The sequence below is a fragment of the Pseudoflavonifractor phocaeensis genome (assembly GCF_016901955.1).
Classification (GTDB): Bacteria; Bacillota; Clostridia; order Oscillospirales; family Oscillospiraceae; genus Flavonifractor; species Flavonifractor phocaeensis_A.
In genome coordinates, this window is the sequence record NZ_JACJLC010000017.1 from 33,069 (window position 1) to 51,000 (window position 17,932).

The 17,932-nt window shown below is 58.7% G+C and carries 13 protein-coding genes; 1 reads left to right on the forward strand and 12 read right to left on the reverse strand.

Annotated elements, in window-relative coordinates; translation table 11 throughout:
* Nucleotides 1-57: 57 nt before the first annotated feature.
* Nucleotides 58-1,197, reverse strand: a complete 1,140-nt coding sequence (locus tag H6B51_RS17650; protein ID WP_243421158.1) for a recombinase zinc beta ribbon domain-containing protein — start codon at nucleotides 1,195-1,197, stop codon at nucleotides 58-60.
* 452 nt (nucleotides 1,198-1,649) lie between these two features.
* Nucleotides 1,650-1,913, reverse strand: a complete 264-nt coding sequence (locus H6B51_RS18310) for a sigma factor-like helix-turn-helix DNA-binding protein (protein ID WP_204882816.1) — start codon at nucleotides 1,911-1,913, stop codon at nucleotides 1,650-1,652.
* A 78-nt stretch (nucleotides 1,914-1,991) separates the two neighbouring features.
* Between H6B51_RS18310 and H6B51_RS05995 the strand changes: the two genes are divergently transcribed.
* Nucleotides 1,992-2,342, forward strand: coding sequence for a helix-turn-helix transcriptional regulator (locus H6B51_RS05995; RefSeq protein WP_204882817.1), 351 nt, complete (start codon nucleotides 1,992-1,994; stop codon nucleotides 2,340-2,342).
* Between the two features lie 57 nt (nucleotides 2,343-2,399).
* Here H6B51_RS05995 and H6B51_RS06000 read toward each other — a convergent pair whose 3' ends face one another.
* The 10 genes from H6B51_RS06000 to H6B51_RS06045 all read right to left on the reverse strand — a co-directional run.
* On the reverse strand, nucleotides 2,400-2,573 hold the full coding sequence (locus H6B51_RS06000) for a cysteine-rich KTR domain-containing protein (protein WP_087339395.1): 174 nt from the start codon (nucleotides 2,571-2,573) through the stop codon (nucleotides 2,400-2,402).
* 185 nt (nucleotides 2,574-2,758) lie between these two features.
* Nucleotides 2,759-10,747: an S-layer homology domain-containing protein gene (locus H6B51_RS06005; RefSeq protein ID WP_204882818.1), complete on the reverse strand. Its 7,989-nt coding sequence runs from the start codon at nucleotides 10,745-10,747 to the stop codon at nucleotides 2,759-2,761.
* Complete coding sequence (locus H6B51_RS06010) at nucleotides 10,744-11,118, reverse strand: hypothetical protein (RefSeq protein WP_204882819.1); 375 nt, start codon at nucleotides 11,116-11,118, stop codon at nucleotides 10,744-10,746. The genes H6B51_RS06005 and H6B51_RS06010 overlap by 4 nt, the downstream gene beginning before the upstream one ends.
* Before the next feature lie 161 nt (nucleotides 11,119-11,279).
* Nucleotides 11,280-12,677, reverse strand: coding sequence for a helix-turn-helix domain-containing protein (locus H6B51_RS06015; RefSeq protein ID WP_204882820.1), 1,398 nt, complete (start codon nucleotides 12,675-12,677; stop codon nucleotides 11,280-11,282).
* A 252-nt stretch (nucleotides 12,678-12,929) separates the two neighbouring features.
* The gene (locus H6B51_RS06020; protein WP_204882821.1) at nucleotides 12,930-13,184 is read right to left on the reverse strand and encodes a helix-turn-helix domain-containing protein; all 255 of its coding nucleotides are present in this window, start codon (nucleotides 13,182-13,184) and stop codon (nucleotides 12,930-12,932) included.
* Between the two features lie 18 nt (nucleotides 13,185-13,202).
* Complete coding sequence (locus tag H6B51_RS06025; RefSeq protein WP_204882822.1) at nucleotides 13,203-15,020, reverse strand: type IV secretory system conjugative DNA transfer family protein; 1,818 nt, start codon at nucleotides 15,018-15,020, stop codon at nucleotides 13,203-13,205.
* Between the two features lie 155 nt (nucleotides 15,021-15,175).
* Entirely contained in the window at nucleotides 15,176-16,621 is a 1,446-nt protein-coding gene (locus H6B51_RS06030; protein WP_204882823.1) for a DUF3991 and toprim domain-containing protein, read from the reverse strand.
* Between the two features lie 13 nt (nucleotides 16,622-16,634).
* Nucleotides 16,635-16,772, reverse strand: a complete 138-nt coding sequence (locus H6B51_RS06035; RefSeq protein ID WP_204882824.1) for a hypothetical protein — start codon at nucleotides 16,770-16,772, stop codon at nucleotides 16,635-16,637.
* 13 nt (nucleotides 16,773-16,785) lie between these two features.
* Nucleotides 16,786-17,043 carry a hypothetical protein gene (locus tag H6B51_RS06040; RefSeq protein WP_204882827.1) on the reverse strand — a complete coding sequence of 86 codons (258 nt, stop codon included), beginning with the start codon at nucleotides 17,041-17,043 and terminating at the stop codon, nucleotides 16,786-16,788.
* A gap of 107 nt (nucleotides 17,044-17,150) precedes the next feature.
* On the reverse strand, nucleotides 17,151-17,932 hold a 782-nt coding region (locus H6B51_RS06045), incomplete at its 5' end, for an AAA family ATPase (protein ID WP_243421159.1).

Sequence of the window (17,932 nt, forward strand, 5' to 3'; positions counted from 1 at the left end):
CTTCATCGTTTTGTCTTCATTATAGCATGTTGGGGTGTGGGATACCATCCCCGCGGCTTACGACATATCCATACCGTTCAAAAACTGTGCCTCTGAGATACGGAACTCGATTTGAATGCCGTAATTTCTGGTCAAAGTCACGGCCTTGATTATCTGGGAGGCAATGACTTTTTTCTCCGGGATGCTGGCCGCGTCAAATATCTGCGCCCAGGAGAGAAGGTTCTGATGCTGCATGGCAATTTCTTCGGCAATGGACTTGGCCTCTCCGTAACTGCTTTGTATAGATTCGATGTCCTGAATCAACCGGACTATCCGTTCCTGTACAGTATCCATCCGTTTCTTTATTTGTTCTGATGTAAATACACAGTTTCCTTCCATGGAGTCCAACATCATATCTTCCCATTTGCTTAATTCTTTTGTGGCTTTGGTATATTCGGCCTTCATAATAGTCAGTTTTTCTTGGTAGTGCTTGGTGGATGCTTGAACCTGATGTTTCAGGAATGTATCTTCATTCACCTGCTTGGCTCTCTCGAAAATGCCGTGGAGCACAGACTCCACGACACGGTCCACCTTCTCTGCACAGTAGGTGGATGGACCGTCGCATTGCTCCTTATGCTGGGTTCGGTTGTAGCACTTATAAACTGCGATCCGTTCCGGGTTCTGCGTGGGGTAGTGATTCTTCCTTGCGGTAGTAGCAAAAATGCGGCCACCACAGTGACCGCAATAGACATTCCCGGAGAGGAGAGCTTTGCCGACGATTCTGCGCGGATAGGCTCCGGAAGAACGGACCACGGTGGCTTCACTGCCATCCGCAAGTGTTACTGTTTCCGGTTCCCATCCGCATTGAATGGCGTAATTGATGGATCTCTGTTTCCGTGCTTTTGCTACCCGTTGGAATTGCTCCAGCGGGATGATCTGCAGATCCGGAAATACCTCTGACTGTGTCTCTCCGCTGCGCAGAATCCCAACATTCATGATATTTGAGAGGATATGTTGAATCGTGGAGTAGTGGAACGGTTCCCCTGTCCGCAGGTTGACAATGCCTTCGCTTTTCAGAACGGTCGAGATCTTTCGCCCTCCGTAGCCATAGCGGTCGGTTAGATCGAACATACGCTTGACGGCGATGGCCTCCTCTGGATTGATCTCAATGTCGTAGAGTTCACGGTTCTTTTTCCCAAGACGGCCCTTTTTGACCAATCGGAAACCATAGGGCGACCATCCGAACCGCAGCTGGCTTCACTGCGTCATGGGAGTTCCACCCCCGGCAGGATCTCTGTCGGCCGCCCTCCTTGCTTGAGTCTGGGACTGGACGGAAGTATCATTGTCCCTGACGGAATCATCGCGATACAGCTTGCCACAGGCTGTTTTATGGACGGATGGACCCGCTTGGCACCTTGTTTGGCCGTCGTTGATAGAGGTTATATCCGGCAAACTGACATAACCGAACAAATATTGTGAGGGTGACTTCGTTTGCAGCTTGTACCGGAACCTCTACAGGTGGTCTTGGCGCATCCTCCAGCGTCGCTTGCCCTTTTCCGGAGGGCCCCGCCAGGAAGGTATTCAGACGATCGGATATTTGATTTTCAAAGCACACAGAGGGAAAAGGTCCCCTCACTGCGTAGGCAGTGAGAGGACGCTTTTGTAACCCTTTATTTCAAAAATCTTTTGATCCGAGCAAATTTTTTTGAAATCGTGTTTCTACTACAGCCCCGCTGCCTGGCGATCTCTGCTTCGCTGTATCCATGAATCACAAGCAATGTAAGCAGTTCCAGGTCGGCGTTGGAGAGCAAATTGATTTTTCGGAAAAGGTCGGGGTCTTCAATGGTGTCGATCCAGGCATATTGGCCAGGGAAATCCTGTTCGTCGAAGGTAGTGGATAACGCAGGAAATTTTTTTAAGAGAGAAGACCGCACGCTCTGCCCCTCATCCGATATTGCAGTACATTTTCATGCAGCGGAAAGCATTGTAAAATCACTTCGAGGTGAACTGCAGTGCGTGATTTTTCTAAAACTCTGGGTGACGCCGCCAAAAGGGCGCGTAATGAACTTGGCTGGACACAGAACCGTGTGGCGGAAGAGGCAGAGATCGATGTCCGCACGGTGGTCAACATAGAAAACTACAGGGCAAATCCAAAGTTAGAGGTGCTCTGGCCCTTTATCCGTACACTCCGCATAGATGCGAATGAAATTTTTTATCCCGAACTGCAATGCGAAAACCCTGTGATCATCCGGCTTCGCTGTTTGCTGGAGAACTGTTCCGAGCAAGAGGCAACCGCGCTGATCCCTGTTATAGAGGCCGTGTTGGAGGCTTTGCGCTCGGAACAGTACATACAAATCAAATAGTGATCCAAATAAAAAAAGAGCCTGCGACCCTATTTATAGGGCAGCAGGCTCTGCGCTTTAAGCGTCTGGCTCCTTGCTCAAAATCATTTTCAGTTGTACAACATCTACTCGGCATTCCTTTTTACATCTGGGACAGTACAGCGGAAACCTGACCAGTACGGTATCTGCATACACTTTTGTTTTTGAACGTTCCCCGCAAACTGGACAGCGAAGCCAATATGATTGATTCATTGTGCTAATTTCAGCCCTCCTATGATGTATGCAAATAAGCCAGAACCTTTGGGAACGCTCTCTTGTTGGAGAAAGAGCATGCCCTGGTACTCAAACCGCCGTCTGTAAGATTCTCGTATAGCAGGGAGGGACCGGACGATGCCGGTCCCTCCCGCCGTTTGTTTTGGCTTCCTGTGCTCACCGGCTCAGGCCAGTTCTCTCCACAGGAAGGTGACCGCCTGGGCCCGGGACACGTCCATCCCGGGGCTGAACAGGGTGCCGGACTGGTTGGTGCCGATGGTGATGCCGTTTTCCACCGCCCAGGTGACGGCGTCGGTGTACCAGGCGTCCGCCGCCACGTCCTCAAAGCGCCTGCCGGAGGCTTCGGGGCAGCCGGCGGCCCGCCACTGGAAGGTCACCGCCTGGCTCCGGGTCACAGTCACATTGGGGCTGAAGGTGGTGCCGTCGCCGGTGCCGTTGGTGATGCCGTTCTCCACCGCCCACAGCATGGCGTCATAGTAGAAGGCCTCGCTGTCCACGTCCACGAAGGAGTGCTCGGTCGCGGTGGGCTCCGGACAGCCGGCGGCCCGCCACAGGAAGGTCACCATTTCCGCCCGGGTGAGGGTCACATCGGGACTGAACAGGGTGCCGGACTGGTTGGTGCCCTTGGTAATGCCGTTTTCCACCGCCCACAGCACCGCGTCATAGTAGTAGTCGCTCTCGAACACGTCGGTGAAGGGGTTCACAGGCTCCACCACGATCTCCCGGAAGGATGCCTGGATCTCCACCTTGGAGGCGGGCATCTTGAAGGTGTACTTGCCGTCCCCCTTGTCGGTGAGCTCGAGCTCGTTGCCCTTGCTGTCGGTGACGGTGAGGGTGTCCAGCTCATAGCCCTCGTCGGGCTTCACCGTGATGGTGACAGTCCTTCCCTTGTATGCTCTGCTGGGGCTGACGGACACAGACCCTCCGGTGGTCCCTTCAGGCACGCTCACCCCATAGGTGACGGTTCCGCCGCCGCCGGGAGTGGGACCGGGGTCGGGGTTGGGGGTGTCGCCGCCGGAGATCACGGGCGTCGCGATCTGCAGGGTGATGGTCTGAATGGCGCTGTTCAGCATGCCGTCTTTGACGGCGACGAAGGACAGGGTGACGCTGCTGCTGACGGGGATGGAGCCGGTGTACCGGGTCCAGGTGTCGGGATCAAACGCTCCGCTGCCGGTGGTGTACCAGATCTCCGCCCCAGGGGTGTTGCAGATGAGGGTGACCTGCTGGGGGCCGTAGTAGGTTCCGCTGGAAATATTAGCGGCGGAAGGGGCCTCCACAGACGCCTGCTGCACCACAGGGGCCGGGTCACTCAAGTAGGTGTTGGGGAAGTCCGTGCCGGCGTAGCTGCTCAGGTCCTTATTTTTAGCCACATTCACGGCCACCTTGACCTGCTGGCCTGCTGTCAGAGGCGTCTCCGGGACCAGCCGCACCAGGCTGGTGTAGCTGGGAGCGGTGCCGCTGTATTTGATGTTGTCCGGAGCCCGCTCGCTGTCCACCTTTTCCAGGGTAAAGGGTGGGGTCTGCCCGTCTACCCACAGCTGAAAGCTGTCAGCGGTCAGGGTGTCCTCCTCCATGTACTTGCTGAACTGGATGTAGACCCCGTCGGTCTGGGGGGTGACTTTGGTGACCGTGGGCACCGAGTAGTCCACCATGGGGATGTTGACGTCCAGCTGGGGCGGCAGGACGGGGAGCCAGTTGACGTTTCCGATGGCTACGATGGCCGCCTTGTCGTTGTTGCTGCTGCCGGGCTGATAGCCGGCCGCTTCCGCCTCCACATACCACAGGCCCTGGGGCACGTCCCAGCCGTAGTGACCCTCCTGGTCGCTGGTCATGGGGTTGATCTGGGGCGCGTCGGTGTAGTCCACATAGGGCTTGCGGTCGTTGGTGGCCTGAACATCCGTGTTGATAACATGGCTGTAATCCGGGTTCCCAATGTCGCCGCCGGCATACTCCGGCTCAAACTCAATGGCGTTCTGGTACAGGGTGACGGTGGCCCCCGCCACGGGGTTGGAGAGGACGGCCTCGTAGACATAGCCGCTGGGGTCGTGCTTGATCTCCACGCCGCTGCCGCCGCTGGGGGGCACGGACTCGCCGTTCTCCGTCACCTCGGTCGTTGTGTCCGAGGACCAGCCGTCGCTGCCCGGTTCGACGACCTCCTTCTCCTCCCAGTACCTCTGGGTCTCCACGGTATCGGAGCTGATGGGGATCGTGCGGTACACGCCGGTGTAGTAGGTGATCCGCAGCTCCACGGTGGTGGTGGTCGTGGTGGTCTCGATGACCTTCACCAGGGCCCAGAGCTGGCCGTTTTCCACCCAGGTATAGTGGCGCTGCCGGTTGGTGGTGACGGTCTTTGTGACGGTGGTGACCTCCTCGATATTGCCGGCGTCGCCGCCGCTGCCCTGCTTGTAGCCCATGGCCGTGGCCCGGTTATACACCTGCTCGTAGAGGTAGCTGAAGCCGATGAACTGCCGCTGGGCCTCCGCCTTGGTCTGGTCGTTGGTGGCGTTGGCCGCCAGGCCCACAAAGGCGGTGCTCACATTGTAGAGGGTGCCGGCCCCCGTAAATTCCAGCGGGCCCACCAGGATGCCCACCTTGCTCATCTCATCGGTGATCCGGCTGACGGCCAGATGGGTCACCTGGGCCTGATCCACGATCTCGCTCACGTCCCCCAAGGCATCCAGGGACATCTGGGCCAGCTTCGCCAGGTCCTTGCACTGGTCGGTGGGCAGGCCGCTGAAGGTGTCGTAGATCTCCAGCAGGTTCTTCCGGTAGCCCTCCAGCACGTCGGCGATGGTGCCCAGCTGCTCGCATTCGGTGGCTTCGCCGAAAAGGGCCTTGGTGTTCTTGAAGTAATCGAATGTCTGACCCATGAATCTGGCATCGTCACTGAGGGGCACTGCGTCCATGACGAAATTGGCGTAGGTCTCGTAGGAGATGTCGCTGCCCGCCACGCCGGAGTCAAAGTAGACCTGCATCTCCTCCTGGTTCAGGCGGCGGGTCTCGGTGGTGGTGGTCGTGGTGGTGGTGCCCTCGCCGTCAGCCAGCACCTGGGCTTCGCCTGTGAACAGGGGAACGCTTTGCAGGAGGATGGCGGCGATTCCGCCGTTCCGCACAGTGGCAGCGGCGGGCTCAAACCCAGACAGGGTTCCGTTGTCCCTGTAGCTGGGGAATTTGGCCCCCGGCGTCAGGGTGGTGATCCGGGTCCAGCAGACCTCCGTGCCGCCGTTGGATACCCCCACCGTGAAGGTCAGGCTGACGGTCCCGGCGAAGGTGCCGGCGGCGATGGTCTCCGGATCGGTGATGGGCTGTCCGGCCTTGTCGCAGAAGAACAGGCGGGTGTAGTTGGTGACGCTGTTGTAGGTCGTGTTGCCCACGTTGAGGCTGCCGTTGACGGCGGACTTCTGGTAATTGGAGTCGTTTTTCAGACTTTGAACGAGAGCTTCGGCCCGCGTGTCGGTCACCATCCCGGTCTGGGTGGTGAAGGTCATCTCATATTCCCCGGCGGCGGTGGGGGCGGTGTCGGAGAGGATGATGTCGGCGTCTGCCGCATCCGGGTCCCCCGCCACCGCCACGTTCTCATACATGCTGGCGTAGGCCCGCAGCAGATCCTTGCGGTCGGCGTTTTCCGGCGTCAGGTCATAGGCATCCAGCAGCGCTTCCAGGGCTTTCTGCCCCTCCGCCGCCTGGACGCCGGCCAGGACCGCCTCCTCCGCGGTGAGGTCGGCGGCGGTGTCGGGCAGCTTGGAGGCGTAGAGGGGGGTCACCTGGGTGGGCATGGCCCCCGAGGGGAAGACCTCCTCATCCGTCTGGAACACGCCGTTGCCAATATCTTTGGCCACCAGAAGCCGGCTGTCCGCGTCGGTATCCACCCGGAGGAGGACCTTGGCGCCGTCCCCGATTTCCCGGAGCTTGTCGGCGTTTTCGAAGGTGGCGGTAAACTGGAAGCTGTGGTCGTGGGAGCCCTGGGTGATGAGGTTGACGCTGCCCCCGTTGACGCTCATGGGGATCTCCTGTTCATCGCCCAGGACAGTGTTCTCCACCCACATGAGCAATCCGGTGAGGATGGCCTCGCCGGGCACGTAGGAGACGGGGGCGTAAGCCACGGTATTTTTATACCTCATGAGCTTTGCCATGATCAGGTGGTCGGAGGCCCGGTTCCCGTTCACCGGCAGGGTGAGGGTGGCGGTATAGCGGCCGTTGCCGTCGGCCTGGACGGTGGTCAGCAGGGTCTGCTCCAGATAGAGCTCCACCACCGCGTTTGCCTCGGTCCGGCCCGACACCGTCAGCCCGGCGGTGTCCACCCGCTGGGGAGCCTGGAGGGTGAGAAGTTTGCTGTAGGCCACCGAGAGGACGCCCAGGGTGACGGTTTTCTCTGCGCCGTTGGCGTCAGCATAGGTCACGTCAACCTTGTGGACCGTCCCCTCGCTCTGGGCGCTGGCCGAATTCGTGGCCGTGCGGCAGTAGATGGTAAAGGGAATCACGCCGGTGTCCGAACCCGAGGCCGGTGAGATCTCGCCCAGGCTCAGCGCGGCGGTCTTGCCCCCCACCTTGGCCGCCGAGATCAGGGCCAGGTCAGAGCATTGGATGGTGCTCAGGCGGGCCCCCGCGGGGAGGCTGATGACGCCGGTGATCTCGTAGATCTCGCCCTCCGGCGTCACGTGGGGGGCCCGGACATAGGAGCCAGGCAGGGCCTCGTCCGCGTCGCTGGGGACCGTGAGGTCGGGGAGCACCGTCTCCTTGCCGTCCGCCATGGTAAACGTCTGCTTCACCGCGCCGGCGGCCACCAGCTCAGCCGCCTGGATCTCACTCCAGGAGCTGCTCCACCTGGCCGCGGCGGCCACCTCCTCGGTGCAGCGCAGGGAGCCCAGGAAGTAGGCGGTGTACTCCCCCGCCGGGAGCTGGATGGACTTGGAGACGGTGGGGGACAGGACGCTGGTCAGTGCCCCCTCGCTGTCATACACGAACACATAGTAGAGGTCCCGGGAGGTGGGGGTGCCCAGGTTGACCACGCCCATCTGGACCAGGCCGTTGAAGGACGCCCGGCCATAGCCCCGCTGGTCCAGCTGCACCCGGATCACGCCGCCGCGGCCCTGGGAGACCACGGAGCCGGTCTGGGCCAGGGCGGGGGCGGTCACCGTGACGTCCACCTCTTTTTCGCCCCAGTTGTCCCCGGGCAGCTCGGGCAGGGTGAGGTAGTAGCCGCCGGTGGTGGCCACCTGGGTCACCTGAATCGCTTCATTCTCCGTTTTTGTTTCATCGGGCGCAGCCGGCTTGTCGTCCTCTCCCTCCGTCACCGGAACAGGCTGCCACACGGAGAAGGTGGGCGACTGGACGGTGCTGCCGTTGGCGGCGGTGCCCGGGATGGGCAGCTGGCTCAGAGAGACGAAGATGGTGCCCTGAGTGCCGCTCAGGGTGATGTTGTGGTTGTATGTTCCGTTTTCTGTCAGGCTGTCGCCGCTGACGGTGCCCTCATAGTCCGGGTAGCCCACGGCGGCGGCGGTGATTTTGGCCTCCTCCCCCGGCACCAGGTTGGGGATCGTGTATCTGCCGTCCGCGCCGCTGACGGCCACCGACTGGAAGGAGCGGCCGTCCAGGGTCTGTTCGGCGGAGACCCGCATCCCCGCCACAGGCTCTGGATCGTCGCCCTCGCCGCATGTGACCACGCCGGTGATGACGGCGGAGCGGTCCCATGCCTCCAGGGTAATGGTAATGGTCCCTTCGTCAACAGCCAGGCCGGTACCTTCGGTGTAGGTCTCCTTCATCTTGTAGTCCCGGGCCAGTTCCTCTCCGGGGTTAGAGACCTTCAGGGTGAGGTCCCCGGCCTGGAGCGTATTCTGGAACAGATAGCTCTCCCGCCGGGCAAGGGATGTCCCCTTCCACTCCAGCGTGCCGGACAGGCCGGAGGCATCCACCGGCTCACCGTCCGCTGTCTGGAAGCGCAAGGTATAGCTCTGGTAGCCGGTCTCCTCTACCGTCAGCGTCACCTGGTTCAGCTTCGCGGCCGAGATGGTGAGGGAACCGCTTTCGGCCAGTTTGATGTACTCCCCCTGATAGACCGCCAGGGAGACCGTGACAGCTCTGTCTATCCAACTCTTATCCAGCTCCATGGTGAACGGCTGGTCGGAGGAGGGGTCATATGCCATGCTGCCGGTTTTCTCATTATTTTCTTCTTGAATCAGGATGCAGGCCCCGTCCAGCGGAACCCCCGCCGCCGCGTGGACGGTGACCTCCATCTGGGGGGTGGCGGTATTGCGGTTCATGTCAAACGTCCATTCGATCGGCTCCGCTCCGGGCAGGGAAAAGACCGTTTTGACCAATCTGGCGGCGTCCGCCGGGAAATTCACGGTGCCTTCGGCGGTGGGGTCGACGGAATTCCGCTCCAGAATATAGGCCTTGGTCTTTGGCTCATCGCTGCCGGTGGAGTAGTGGAGGGTGGCGGTGACATCCCCGTCGCCGTAGGCCGACACACTGAAGTAGATCTGGTTCCCCTTGACGAGATAGCACACGCCCCCCTCCAGCAGCACCCGCCCGGTGTAGCGGATGGACTCCATGGTGGTCTCGGGCAGCTGGTAGGTGACGCCGCCGGCGTCCCAGCTCAGCGCACCCAGAGTTGGGTAGATCTGGCTTTCCCCGCCGGGGTTTTTCACTTCGGTGAGGGTGAGGGTCACGCCCCCGGCGGGGATAGTAGCGTCCTGATCGCACCGGATGCCCACCGCGCCCGATCCGCCATTGGATACGGAAAATCCGCTGTCGCTCACCGCGGCGTCGGTGAAGTCCACCCCCTGGGCCCGGATGGACAGCACGGTCCCGGCGGGCAGGGTGAGGGCTTCGCTGGGGACCAGGGTCAGGGTATAGTCGTTCACCTGGTCCAGACTTACGGTGGACGGGGCCAGCTTCGCGGTGGTCCAGCTCAGCTGACTGACTTCGTTGGTCACCCGCAGGGTGAATTCCCGGGTGGCGGACTGCCCGCTGCCGTCGGTGGCCATGACGGAGAAGGTGTAGATCCCGGCGGCGGTGGGGCTGCCGGTAATGTCAGCGGTGCCGTCTTCGTTGTCCCTAAGGTCGATCCCGGCGGGCCACTGTCCCTCCTTGCTCCAGGTGATGGTGCCGCTGCCGGTGGCGGACAGGCTGACATTGTAGGAGTCCCCCACCTTCATCTCGGCGGGGACGCTGCCCGTCACCGTGATGACCGGCCCCTGGCTGACGCCGGGCAGGAAGGACAGGGTATCCAGCCGCCCCGCCATGGTGGCATCGCTGGAGATGGTCCAGTTGGACCAATCCGACCACACGGGGGTCTTATCGGCCAGCCAGGTGTTCTTATCATCTTCGGAGATGCCCACCATTCCTGGCACCGTGTCGGCACCCAAGGTGTATGTTCCGTCTGCGTAGGTGACTTCATAGACCGAATAGACAAAATCGTATGAGGGCGCCGTTCCCCGGTCCATTTTCAGCCCATAGTACTTGCCTGCCCCGTCCCGGTAGACATTGTACTTATCATAGGGGTTCTCCATATACATGGCGGGCAGGGAGAGGATGATCGGGCTGCCGGCCAGCTGCCCGTTGGAAAGGGTGCCGCCCCAGGTGATGGGCGTGGAATCGGTGAGGGCGGGCGCCACGGACACCGCGCCCGAGCCGCTCCGCCCGGTGACGTGGAGGGTCACCTCCGCCCCGATGGTCAGGGCGGTCTCCACCCCCTCGCCCCGCAGGTCGATGCCGGCGTAATAGGCGGTATCGGCGGAGTTGTTTATGGTGAGGGTGCCGGTCCCTTCGATGGTAAGGGCGCCGCCATGGATGCCGCCGTATACCCGGACGCATTTCAGGGTGTTGGTCCCATTCACCACGATCTTGAACCCGCTGCCCATCGCCCGGGCGATCAGGTTCAGGTCGGAGCCGCTGAAATTCGTCAGGGTCAGGGTGTTGGTGCCCTGGTCGTAGACGGCGCCCTCCGTGGTGCCGCCGCCCGGATACAGCTTTGTGCCATTGGCGGGCTCCACGTTGTCTGCCACCACATCGGTGGTGAGCCACAGGAACCCGTCTTCTGCCGGGGCGGATTCTCCCGCCGCCAGAACCGTCACCGGCAGCAGCCCGGCCACCAGGCACAGGCACAGCAGCAGGGACAGCAGCCGCTTCAGGTTTCGTGTTCGTGTTTTCATACGCATCTCCTTCCTCTCTCTGTCGGATGGTTTGCTCCGGGCCGGACCAGCGGCTCCAGCTGAAGCTCGTTTTCCAGCAGCTGCTCCACCCGGTCGGCCAGGTAGTTCTCCGCCCGGCACTGTCCCTCCGGGGACAGCCCCGGACGGGGCTGGGTGATGGAGACGGTCAGTTCCGTTCCCGCCGGACCGTCCCGGACGGCGATGGAAAACCGGCCGGGGTTTTCGTAGACCGTGACATCGGCCAGGATGGCCCCGTCCGGCTCTTCCCGGACAAAGTCCAGACAGCCCTCCTGCTCCAGCACGTCGCACACAGCCAGGCTCACCAGATGCCGGCTATAGGGCAGCAGGCGGCATACGCGATATTCGCTCATGGCCTCCTCCTTTCTTCCGTATTGCCTTGGTTGGATGTCGCCATTGTAGCTCACCAGGGCCGATTTGTGCAGGCCGTATTCCCGCCAAAATGAAAAATCAGGGGGTTCGTATTTACGAACCCCCTGGTTTTGTGGGAAAAATGTTTTGTTTTTTGCAGCATTCAGCGGTTTTCCAACATGTGCTGCGTATAGCGCTGATGCAGTCCCGTGCGGGACTTGGCCCCGGTCTTTTCGTAGATGGCCGTCACATACCGCTGCACCATCCGCACCGAGATACCCAGCTGGGCGGCGATGAGCTGCAGGCTGTCGTCGCTCTCCAGCAGCTTGCAGAGCACCTCCGACTCCCGGGGCGTCAGGCGGCAGCTTGCGCAGAACCGCTCCAGCGCCTGCTCCGGCGAGAGGGACTGCTCTCTCTGCCCGCCCCGGCTGATCCAGGGCAGCAGCACCAGCAGCACCGCCACGGAGAGAAGGCAGCTGGCCACCGTCAGCGCAGTGCTGCCCCAGGCGTCATAGAGCCAGGGCATGGACGGCACCACCGCCGCCACGGCGAAGCTCCGGACCGCCCGCCCCAGGCCCGCCCACAGCTCCGGGCGGGAGGTCCTGGGGGCGAAGTCGCAGAACAGCACCGTCAGGAAGATCACATAGAAACCGCTGTACACATACATCAATGCCACGCCGGCAAAGTACCCCGCCGGGGAGGACAGCAGCGCCGTGGAGACAGAGGACAGCAGGATCACACAGGCCGTGGCCAGAGGCAGCAGCCTCCGCCTCCGCAGGTCCGCCGCCCAGCCCGCCAGAATCAGCCCCAGGGCATAGAAAAGCCGTACGCCGTGGTAGATGTCATAGGTCCCGGCGCTGTCGAAGGCGGTGATCACCCCGTCGATGAGACCGGACACCAGGCTCATCAGCGCCACGGCGAAGAGCAGGATCAGGGCGGTGCGCCGGGGCGTCTCATTCTCCGCGGAATAGGGCAGCGGGTCGGCCAGCACCCAGTCCCGGGGCGCCCTGGACATCAGGAACACCACCAGGAAAATGCTGCCGATCATGCTGATGAGGAAAATGACATCCAGGGGGATGACGCTCTGGATCAGGAACTGGAGCAGCACGGCCAGACCCATCCCGATGCCGGTGATCCGGCCGGTGCAGCGGCTGCCCTGGAAGGTCATGGCGTGGTTGTAGTAGACGCAGCCTCCTATGTGGCCGCAGGAGAGCAGACACAGCGCGGCGCACAGGGAAAAGAGCGTGGTCTGGTTGGTAATGAGGAACAAAACGGCGGAAGCCACGCACAGCGCCCCCGCCAAAAAGGCGGCATATTTCCGTCCCTGCTCCCCACGGATCAGTTTCCGCAGCAAGGCAAACGACAGGAAACCCAGGCCGGTGCAGACCAGCCCCAGGGCGTAGACGGCATTGACCCGCTCCGGCCCCAGAAGGACCGCCGCCCGGGCATTGACCGCCGCCTCCGCCAGCATGAAGGCCAAAAAGCACAGGGCGAAGCAGACGGCCTGGAACCACTGTTCCCGGGTGAGATTCCAAATGGGATCGTTTTTCTGTTGTATCATACCTGCTTCACCTCCCCGCAGCGAAAGGATCACGTACCTGTTCTGACAGATCATTCTGGTTGAGTTTGTATTATAGCATAGACTGTGTACAATTTCCAGCCGTATCGACTTTCTTGTGTGAATCCAGAGGTAGTTATTCTCTGTATTAAAATCTCTGATAGAGTGGGTCCTTCTGGATGGTTCATGATGAACCGTTCCTCAGTCCACTAAAAAGGCAGACTCTCCCCTTGGTGGGGAGAGTCTGCTTCTTTGTCAGGAGATCCGATAGAGATTTGAGGTCAGACCGCCGTTTTCCCGCCAGCGTGTCTCCTTGGTCAATAGTTTTGCTCTACACAGGTCATCGAGCGCCCGCTTGACGGTGGAGCGGGAGAGGTTCAGTTCAGATGCGATAGTCTTGATAGCTGGCCAACATTTTCCGTCCCGGTCAGCTCGATCTGCCAAATACATATAGACCACTCTGGCTCGGTGGTTCAGGTCTGAAGAATAAATAGCTCGAAAATTTGTCATATATGCTTTTCCCCCCTTTCAGAGCCGGACAGCGGTTTTATGTGCTTCCTCATACTCCAAGGGTGCAGCGGATGCTCCGCCATTTGTTGCAGACTCAGAAGCCTGCTTCTCCTCCATTGTGTCCCCAACTTGGGGTGCATGGTGACGGAGTAAAATCGCATCCTCCAACTCCTGCTTGCTGGCATAGGCCACGGGCCGCTGGACCCGCTCAGGCACTTCATATGGTTTGCCAAATCGAATGCCCCAATCAAGAAATAGCCGCAGCCGCACTTTCATGGGGTGGACGCCCGTCTTGGCTACAATGAAGCTCCCCTTGGGCATGGTCTTCAGCTCGTCCGGTGTCATCAAGGGGCGCTCTATCATCTGGAGACTTTGGGACGGATCGTTCTTTCCTCTGCTGATGGAGCCGCTCATGACTGTTCGGCTTCCAAGCGCCTTGGAGACCTCCACCGCTGTCTGGCTTGAAGGTGCAAAGCCGCCGAAGATGTTTACCTGGCAGTTATCAACTATGATCTCCGAGCCTTCCTTGCCATAGTTTTTTTGGAGTTGGCCTGTGATGCTCTGCACGATGGGCACCAGCATCAGACCACGGGAGCGGGATGCAGAGAACATCAGCTCCAGTGACTGGATGGGCGGGCAGGTTCCAAGCTCATCTGCAAAAAATACAACCCGCCTCTTTAGGCGGCCGTCGTTATCATCCGCAACAGTGAGTATCTCTCGGTAGAGATTTTGGAGAATCAGGCTGACCATGAAATACTTGGTCTGATCCTCCTCCGGAAGCACGATAAAAATTGCGGATTTTTGATTGCAGAAGATTTCTGCATCGATGGCAGTATCGAAACACAGGATCTGTTCCATCTCGCTGTCCAGGAAAGCATTCAATCTTGAGAGCACCGTGGAGATCACTGACTTCATAGCCTGGTCGGAGGTGGTGAGCGCAGAACCAGCCAGCATTTTGGCCTTGTGGTTTTCCGGCAGCTTATCCATGAGAAGCTGATACTGATTTTTCCCTTTGATCTGACTGGGAACCAGCAATTCCTGAACCAGTTTGAATACAGAGACGATGTGCCTCTCCTCGATGGGATGGCCATCCTTGTCCTGGGTAGGTAGGTACTCTGCTACCAGCATCAGCATGGAGGACAGAAGGCCCTCGGCTGCGTCATAGAAGTAGGCGTTCTGCCCATACTGGGAGCTGTCCCCACCGCTGGTGTTGATGAGTGTCTTGGAAAGCACTTTGGCGTACTTTTCAGCCTTTGCCTTGGCAGACAAATTTTGAGGGTCGGCCTTATAGACATCCATGTACCGGTTGATCAGATGGAGCAGATTGTTCCCGTCTGACCGGGTTGGATTTCGAAGATCCAGGACAGAAATCTGGAAGCCGTAGTTTTCCTTGGCAATCCCGGCATAGTTACGGAATAGATCTCCTTTTGTGTCTGTGCATAGAAAGGATGTTCCTGTGGCCAATGCGTACTCGATATTGGGGTATAAAAAATATGCGGTTTTGCCTGCGCCGCTGGCGGCGGTAACCATAGCGTGGATGTCGTCAGTATCGACTATAGCAATGACATGGTCTTTGCGTCCTTCACACCCCAGGATAAAACCCTGTTGCTGAGGGAGTTTTTTCCCTTTGCGCCAAAGCTCCGGCCGAAACGGTACATGGGCATAGGTTTTCTGGATTTCCTGCTTTGTGGCCCAGCGTGCAGTTCCATGCTGTCCATCGCCCACAGTTTTGGATTTGATACTGTCCAGAGAACCTTGTCCGGAAAAATGTGTGGCTGCAGCGATGAGAAGGAGTCCCAGACCGCAGACAACAATAAAAATGATTTGGGTCGACACATTTTCCTCCTTCTGATATGAGATCGTCTCAATATCAGAAGGTGGAATAATGCGCTCCTGTGTATGATATCACATGTTTTAGAGCTTGGGATAGGCTAAGACGGTTCCTTTGTCTTATCTCTGTTTGGTAAAGGCAACCTGAGATGATGATTCTTCTATCCGGCTTGCATGGATTGTTCCTGCTCTGACGGAGTTGCCTCCACAGTATGCATGAGCTTTCTCTCATCCGCATCCTGCTTGACCGATACTTTGGCACAGGCAATAGCCAGATCCAGCCATGCGCCGGCAATCGCTCTTTTCTCTGCCTCGCCGCGTATTCCAGGAGCACCGCTCTGATCAACTGCCCGTTGGATCAATGCTGAAATCTCCTCTGTGCGGCGTTTCAGGCTACTGCGATTCTGGTGAGGCAGAATACGACTTTTGAGGAACTGTCCTCCCTGGGTAATCGTCAGGTCGGCGCCGAGCTGACGGCACTCCCGCAGTACGACCTGCAAAGACATAGCTGCTATCTCCTCAATGCAGTCCATGGCTGTGTCCAGTTTGTTTCCTTCCATGCAGGTGCGGTAAAACTGAAACATCGCTGGTAATCGCTGAAGCACTCTATCTGGCTGGATACCCGCACATTTCATGGCGATTCGGGCGCAGACAGATTCAGCAGCCAGCAACTGTGGATGTTCCTCAGCTGGCTGGGCGGACAGGTTGTGCTGTGCCCTTAGATCCTCGTCCCAGTCCTTGTATTGGGACTGCATAGTTGTGATCTGGGAATAGCCTTGCTCTCGCAGAATGTCTGTAAGCCGTCCTGTGGCCTCGATCCCTGCTGCGTCGTGATCCAAGCAAAGGATGATTTCCTGTAGTGTGGGAGACTGTTTCAGCATCCAGAGCATGGCTTGTTCTCCTGTGCCGCAGAGGGCCACATAGCTATGCGATTTCCACCCTGTTGGATGCAGGGAAAGGAACGCTAACAGGTCAATAGGGGCTTCAAACACATAGAGCTGATTACTGGTTCCTATCCAGTGAAAACTATACCGTGGATCGCTGCCAGCCACATTGCCCCGATAGCTCTTGCCCTTGGAATATAGGCTCCGCTTGTGAGCATGACGGGCAACGCCGTGCTCGTCGAATCCAACGAACACGGCGTTGCGGTATTCTTTCATCTTATCCTTGGATAATTCCCGGCTCTCATAAATCAATTTCTTATGAGCAAAGGAAGATAGGATGTCGCGGCTGATGAGCCGCTCCTGAAGCAGATATGCGTAGGTTCGGCGCATGGTCTGGTTGGCGGGTGGGAGAGCAAACTGTTTTTCCTCCTCTGGTTCCGGCTGTGCCTGAGCGTAAGCAATTCCCTCGCCGCCCATCAGGCGCTTCACGGCCTCTGGATAAGACAGGCCATAGAATGTCTGCACAAAAGAGATGGCTTTGCCGCCCTCCTTCGACTCATGGTCATACCATTCGTTTCCACGCACTGTAATGCTGTGATCGGAAGCAAGACGCTTGTCCCGGCCAGATGGAATGAGCTTTTCTCCCTGTCGGCGGAGAAACTCCGCAAGATCCACAGAGTTGGCCCGGAGCTTTTGCTCCTCGGTAAAGTGGATGTAGGGCATTCAGATCGCCTCCTTATTTCCGCCGTTTCCGCATCCGCCGATGATAGGGGACCTGTCGTACTGCCGCAAGCTTTTTCCGCTCCTGAATACGATCCAGAGTGGGATTTCGCTTATCATGGAACAGGAAGGAATTGTGATAGTTCTTTTTCAAGAGAGCACCTCCATTACAGATTCATCATTGGTTCTTCATGGTCATCGGGCTTGTGGCCCATAGCAATTTTCTTTTCCCAGATTTTCCTCCGCAGCTTTCGGTCAACTCCAGATCGGATGCCGCCGGGAGCGGAGGGAGGAGTCTGCTCCCGGAAGATATTTGCCATATGAATGTCAAAGGTCGTGCCGCCGATGTTCTTCACAAGGTCGGGTTTGGCGGTCAGAGGGGAAGCGGCTGCGGGGGTGCTGGTCTTGCTGGTTTCATTGTTCATAGGCTCTCCTTTCAAAGATAAAGCCCCATGTGGCCGGCACATGAGGCGGTCATATCGGGTAAGGGTGCAAGGGTGCAACAATGCAAAGGTATCTACGGATTGCATTCTTACTTTGCACTCTTGGCTTCGTTCCTGCGGTAGTACCATTGATTTCCCCGGCGTATGACTTCTATCCGGGTATCAAGATTGCGGCGGGCATTTTTAACTGTTCTCTCGGATATTCCGGCTTCGGCTGCGGCCTTTACAATGTCCTCGCTGGCAAGCTCTTTCCCGTCTGCGAGTAAGTCAAGTATCAGCTTCTCTGCTTGCTCGGTCTTGGTGGCGGTGTTCCCGCCCGCGCCGGATAGCAGCTCGTCGGCGGTTATGTCGTATTCGCCTATCCATGAAAAGCCCGTTTCCGGGTCAAGGCAAAAAGCAACGGGCTTGCCCTCCGGCGCAAGGGAAGATTTGTCATGGACGATAACGCGCACATTCGGCTCCCGCTTCACGCACCCGATCAGCAGGACGCTCCTTGCTGCGGCGCGGAAGTCGATAGAACCTAAGCCCCGGTATGCGCTCTGCCCTCCGGCGGCTTTGTTCAAGTGTCCGATAAGGATAACAGCGCACCCGGTACGCTCGGCAACATCGGCAAGGCGGCGGAACATGGGACGCACTTCGTTTGCCCTGTTCATGTCGGTCTTTTCGCCCATGTACGCCTGTATGGGGTCAAGGATAATCAGCCGCGCCCCGTTCTGCGTGATTGCCTTTTCTATGCGCTCGTCGGAGAGAGTAAGCTCCCGTTTGGCTTCATCAATCACAAGCACGCGGTCAAGGTCGGCTTCGGCTTCTATCAAGCGGGGCTTGACGGTATCGCCCAGCCCGTCCTCGGCGGTCTGGTAAATCACTTGGA